The 2,658-nt window shown below is 61.1% G+C and carries 5 protein-coding genes; all 5 read left to right on the forward strand.

Annotation, left to right across the window (positions count from 1 at the left end; all coding sequences use genetic code 11):
- Nucleotides 1–195, forward strand: a 195-nt coding sequence (locus tag OC373_RS18585) for a nuclear transport factor 2 family protein (RefSeq protein WP_261998261.1), incomplete at its 5' end; no start/stop codon positions are given.
- Nucleotides 196–207: 12 nt separating this feature from the next.
- Nucleotides 208–732 (forward strand): DUF411 domain-containing protein, encoded by a 525-nt coding sequence (locus OC373_RS18590; RefSeq protein ID WP_232528986.1) that lies wholly within the window; start codon nt 208–210, stop codon nt 730–732.
- A 153-nt stretch (nt 733–885) separates the two neighbouring features.
- Nucleotides 886–1,269, forward strand: a complete 384-nt coding sequence (gene copC, locus OC373_RS18595; protein ID WP_261998262.1) for a copper homeostasis periplasmic binding protein CopC — start codon at nt 886–888, stop codon at nt 1,267–1,269.
- A 10-nt stretch (nt 1,270–1,279) separates the two neighbouring features.
- Nucleotides 1,280–2,209, forward strand: a complete 930-nt coding sequence (gene copD / locus OC373_RS18600; RefSeq protein WP_261998263.1) for a copper homeostasis membrane protein CopD — start codon at nt 1,280–1,282, stop codon at nt 2,207–2,209.
- A gap of 108 nt (nt 2,210–2,317) precedes the next feature.
- On the forward strand, nt 2,318–2,542 hold the full coding sequence (gene tatA / locus OC373_RS18605) for a Sec-independent protein translocase subunit TatA (RefSeq protein WP_046272500.1): 225 nt from the start codon (nt 2,318–2,320) through the stop codon (nt 2,540–2,542).
- Nucleotides 2,543–2,658 lie beyond the last annotated feature (116 nt).

Consider the following 2,658-nt stretch of genomic DNA (forward strand, 5'->3'; position numbering starts at 1 on the left):
GCCCATCGACAGTTGCTCCGTCAGCGCGCACGCGCCGCTGGCGAGTTCGCATGGGTCGGAACCGAAAGCGAGTTGCATGCCCAGAAGAACGGAAAGCCACTGACCGTCCAGAGCGCCGAGACGATGGTGCTGAAGCAGACTGCGGACGGCTGGCGGATCGTCCACATTCACTGGTCCTCGCAGACCAGGTCCTGAGGAATGTTCCAGATGCGCACTTACGGATTGAATCGACTGGCTTGGGCCGCGCTTGCCATGGCAGGCCTAAGCGCCTGCAGCCAAGCCGCTGCACCCCTTGGAGTATCACCACCCGCACCTGCTGGACAGGCCGGATCGCAAGCAGGCCAAGCGCTTACGGCATTGCCGCGCATAACAGTCCACAAGACCCCGACCTGCGGCTGCTGCAACGCGTGGATTGACCACGTGCGCGAAGCCGGGTTCGCGGTGAATGTGCACGACATGGAGGACCTGGGCCCCGTCAAGGAACGTCTGGGTGTCCCGTATGCGAAGGGCTCCTGCCACACGGCCCAGGTCGAGGGATACGTCATCGAAGGCCATGTTCCTGCAGCTGACATCAAGCGTCTGCTGGAAGAAAAACCCGACGCACGTGGCTTGGTGCTGCCGGGAATGCCGCTCGGTTCACCGGGCATGGAGGTCCCGGACGGGCGCCAGCAGCCGTACACGGTCGAGCTGGTCCACCACGACGGGACCACTGAGCCGTTCGCACAGCACTGATCCGTCAGGGCAAAAGGGCGGCGTTACGAGCAAACCGGAAACATCAAAAGCGGAACAATGTTGGTCTCGCGCACACCCCGAAACATAACGCTTGCACCACAGCACGGCTCCACGAAACGAGCTTTTTTCACATTCCCAATGAGGATTATCCAAATGAAGTCGTCAAATATCTTTCGTTCCTTCGCGCTCGTCCTCGGCATTGCAGCGGGGCAGTTTTCACTACAGGTCGCCCACGCCCATGCAGCTCTGCAGCAGTCCACACCGGCGGCAAATAGCGTGGTGGTTTCTCCAAACGAAATCGATCTCGTGTTCAATGAAACATTGCTGTCGCGGGCGTCGCGTCTCGAGTTGCTGATGGTGCACGGCAATTCCACGATGCCGATCAAAAACGTCACCACGGAGATCGTCAATGATGGCAAGACCTTGCGTGCCAAGCTGCCCAAGCCGCTGGCTGCGGGTATGTATCGCGTGGAGTATCGCGCCGTTGGAGGCGACAACCACCCCATGACGGGCAGCTTCAGCTTCACGGTGCGCTGAGGAGATCCGAATGTTCGACTTGTCGGCTTATGCACTGAGATTCCTGGAATACCTTGTTCTCATGGTGCTCTTCGGGATCCCACTGTTCGGATGGTACGGTTCGCGTCGATCGGCAGTCGCCGACGCCTTGGCCGGGTGGCCACTCATGGGCGTTCTATTGGCGAGTGCCGCCGTCGCTGTCGTACTTACCGGGGCCGATGTCGTCTTCAAGACCGCGGGCATCATGGGAATGGCGATTGCCGAAGTTGATCGTGATTCGCTTGGCTGGTATCTGCTCGAGACGTCCGCGGGTCGGGCAGCGATGGCGAGAGGCGCACTGCTGGTCGCCCTGACGTTTGTGCTCGGATGGCATCGCCGCCACGGGAAGGTGGAGTCCGCCTTCCCGCTGGCGGCGACGCTGGCGGGCGGCGCACTCGCTTCACTGGCATGGAACGGCCACGCGGCCGCTGGTGAGGGCGTGGCAGGCGTGGCCCGGCTCAGTGCAGGCATCGTCCACCTTCTCGCGGCAGGCGGCTGGATCGCAGCGGTCCTGATGTTTCTGGGGATGCTCCTGCGCGACAAGCAGGCCTCGGGCAACGGGCGTCTGCGATCAACGCATGACTTGCTGCATGGATTTTCGACTCTGGGAACGATTTTCGTTGGGGCGCTCATGGTGTCCGGCATCGTGCATTACGGGGATCTCACCGCTTGGTCGTTTTCCGCGCTGTTCCTGACCACCTACGGGAAGTTGCTGCTGTTCAAACTGGCCCTGTTCGCTGGAATGCTGGGCTTGGGCGCGCTGCACCGATGGACGTTGGTGCCGCGCTTGGGACAGGCGCTGACCAGCGGTGATCCCGCGCAGGAGGTGCGTGCGTTGCGGCAGAGCGTTACGGCTGAGTCCGCCTTGGCCCTCTTGATCCTGATTGTTGTTTCAGTGCTCGGGACGCTCAGTCCTGCGTAACAGTTGCTTGCTTTGCGGCAGTTGAAATATCGAGCGCCTCTTCTGCGCCACTCGCGGCATTAGTGTCGAGGCGTGCGTCGTTATCACTCATTTTGGCGGGATTTTTTCATGGGAAGTTTCAGTATTTGGCACTGGCTGGTCGTGCTGTTGATCGTGGTACTGGTGTTCGGTACCAAGCGGCTGAAGAATGCCGGCAAGGACGTCGGTGAGGCGGTCAAGGGTTTCAAACAGGGCATCAGGGACGACGCGCCGCCCCTGCAGTTACGCGACGCCAGCCCTGAGGCCGGGCTCGAGGCCCAGAGCAGCCGCAGCACCGAAACGACCTCGCACTAAATAGGCCACTGGCCTGAGCCACGTAGCCGGCATGCTGGTTTACGTTCCCTCAGACCAGATCGTCAGAGGGCTGACGACACCGATACCAAACTTGGCTGAAGTTTCCCGGTGATGCC

The organism is Stenotrophomonas sp. Ste96, assembly GCF_024519495.1.
Classification (GTDB): domain Bacteria; phylum Pseudomonadota; class Gammaproteobacteria; order Xanthomonadales; family Xanthomonadaceae; genus Stenotrophomonas; species Stenotrophomonas bentonitica_A.

Excerpts from the sequence above, each read along its gene's own strand:
- OC373_RS18590 (WP_232528986.1), top strand. The coding sequence starts at position 208 with ATGCGCACTTACGGATTGAATCGACTGGCTTGGGCCGCGCTTGCCATG.
- tatA (WP_046272500.1), top strand. The coding sequence starts at position 2,318 with ATGGGAAGTTTCAGTATTTGGCACTGGCTGGTCGTGCTGTTGATCGTG.
- copD (WP_261998263.1), top strand. The coding sequence starts at position 1,280 with ATGTTCGACTTGTCGGCTTATGCACTGAGATTCCTGGAATACCTTGTT.
- copC (WP_261998262.1), top strand. The coding sequence starts at position 886 with ATGAAGTCGTCAAATATCTTTCGTTCCTTCGCGCTCGTCCTCGGCATT.